This is a genomic window from Streptomyces sp. M-16, assembly GCF_052114405.1.
In the GTDB taxonomy this organism is placed as follows: domain Bacteria; phylum Actinomycetota; class Actinomycetes; order Streptomycetales; family Streptomycetaceae; genus Streptomyces.
The window spans coordinates 1-2,208 of record NZ_JBFRER010000277.1 but is presented as its reverse complement, the minus strand read 5'-3'; the positions used below and the strand labels follow the sequence as shown (position 1 = coordinate 2,208).

Annotated in this window: 1 protein-coding gene and 1 pseudogene; both read left to right on the top strand. The window is 70.9% G+C overall.

All coding sequences use genetic code 11. The annotated features are described in order from the left end of the window. Positions 1 to 271 precede the first annotated feature (271 nt). On the top strand, positions 272 to 1,909 hold the full coding sequence (locus AB4039_RS42045; RefSeq protein WP_266846872.1) for a trypsin-like serine protease: 1,638 nt from the start codon (positions 272 to 274) through the stop codon (positions 1,907 to 1,909). An 80-nt stretch (positions 1,910 to 1,989) separates the two neighbouring features. After that, positions 1,990 to 2,208 (top strand): annotated as a pseudogene (locus tag AB4039_RS42040) (S1 family peptidase); the annotation flags it as partial.

Here is a 2,208-nt window from a genome sequence, read left to right as displayed (position 1 = left end):
CTGCCGCCTCAAAGGCGACGGAGTGCACCAAGCCATGCTCGGCATCGCCCGCCTGCACAACCTCGCCCTCGCCGGATAAGCCAGCGGATCGCACCGCGACCGACCCTGCCCAGGGCGACTCAAAGATCATTTACGGGACAAGTCTTAGTCTCCGGTCTTTTGGCGACCATGAAATCCGGCAGCGCGCAGAGCGGTTCCACACGGCCGGCGAAGCAATCGAGACAGAGTTTCGGTCGGTTTCCCACGCGCCTGCTCAACCGAAGGAACCCGCATGTCCCTTTCTCGTTCGCGTACCACGCGAATCAGCAGCCTGCTCGTCTCCGCCACCGCGGTCTCGGCCGCCCTGATCACCGCAGTGCCCGCTTTCGCCGTGACCGGTCCCGAAGCCGCGGCCGGACAACTCGCCTCCGTGGTGAAGCTGAACATCGGCGACGAGGCGAACTCCCGCGCCTGCACCGGAATCCTGGTCGACCAGACATGGATCGCCACCGCTGCCAGCTGTTTCGCCGCCACCCCCGGTACGCCGGTTCCGGCCGGCAAGCCCGCGCTGAAGAGCACCGCCACCCTCAGTGACGGCAAGGCCGTCGAGGTCGTCGACCTGGTACCCCGTACCGACCGCGACCTGGTCCTCGCCCGCCTCGCGACCCCGGCCGCCGGCATCGCGGGCATCAAGCGCGCCACCGCCGCCCCGGCCGCCGGAGCGGAGCTGACCGCAGCCGGGTTCGGCCGTACGAAGTCCGACTGGGTGCCGGACAAGCTCCACACCGGCACCTTCACGCTCGACACCACCGCCGCCGCCACGTACAGCATCACCGGCAAGGGCGCCGACGCGCTCTGCAAGGGTGACACCGGCGGCCCGCTCCTCAACGCCTCCGGCGAGCTCATCGGCATCAACTCCCGCTCCTGGCAGGGTGGTTGCCTGGGCGCACCGGCGACGGAGACCCGTACGGGCGCCATCACCGCGCGCATCGACGACCTCACCGACTGGGTGCAGGGGGTGCGGGCTCTGACATCCGGCTGGAAGGCCGAGACCCTCGTTCAGGCCGATTCGACGCTGTACCAGGGCATCCGGCTGAACGACGGCTCCTGGACCGGCTTCACCGACGTCCAGTCCAAAGCGGGGAACATCGGCGGCGTACGCACGGCTGCCGTCGCCGGCATCGACGGCGACACCCACGTGGTGGCGCTGGGCGGCGACGGACGCCTGTATCACACCATCCGCAAGGCGGACGGAACGTGGGGCGTCTTCGGCGACGTCAACGCCGCGGCCAGCAGCCTGAGTGGCATCACCCAGGTCTCCACGGTGTCCATCGGCACCGACCTCCACGTCGTGGCCGTCGCGGGCGGCAAGGTGTTCCACACCGTGCGCAACGCCGCCGGTAACTGGACCCCGTTCGGGGACCTCGCCGGCGCGGTCGGTCCCATCGGCGCCGTCACGTCGGTGGCCACCGCCAGCGCCGGGGGCCAGCTGCAGCTCGTCGCCGTCAGCGGCGGCAAGGCCTTCCACACCGTCCGCGCCACCACTGGCCACTGGACCGGCTGGGGCGACGTGGCCGGTGTCGCCGGTACCACCGGCTCCATCAGCTCCGTGGCCATGGCCGGTGCGGGCGGCGACGCGCACATCGTCGTCGCCACCGACAACGGCACCAGGCAGTACCACTCCGTCCGCTACGGCAACGGCACGTGGGCGCCGTTCGGTGACCTGCGGAACTACCTCGGCGCCGTGACGGCCAAGTCCGTCGCCGTCGGCACGGTGGACGGAGAGCTCCAGGTAGCCGTGACCACCACCGACAACCGGATCGTGCACACGATCCGCCACACCGACCGCACCTGGGGCCCGACCGCGCCGGTCACCGCCCGAGGCGTCACCGGAACCCTCGGCTCCATCTCCCTCGCTGGCACCCTCTGACACCCAGGCCGGCCCCCGTGACGCCTCCGGCGCCGCGGGGGGCCGCCTGCGGCCGCGCAGTGAAACCCGAAGGAACCTCCATGCCCGTTTCCCGCCCGCGCCCGGCGCGGATCTCCGGCCTGCTCGTCACCGCCATTGCGGTCTCCGCAGGCCTGATCACCTCGGCTCCCGCTCTGGCGGTGGCCGGCCCCGAGGCCGCCGCCGGCCAGCTCCCGAACGTCGTGAAGCTCAACCTCGGCGATGAGGCCAACTCCCGTGCGTGTACGGGCACACTGGTCGACCCCCTCTGGGTGCTGACG

Excerpts from the sequence above, each read along its gene's own strand:
- AB4039_RS42045 (WP_266846872.1), top strand. The coding sequence starts at position 272 with ATGTCCCTTTCTCGTTCGCGTACCACGCGAATCAGCAGCCTGCTCGTC.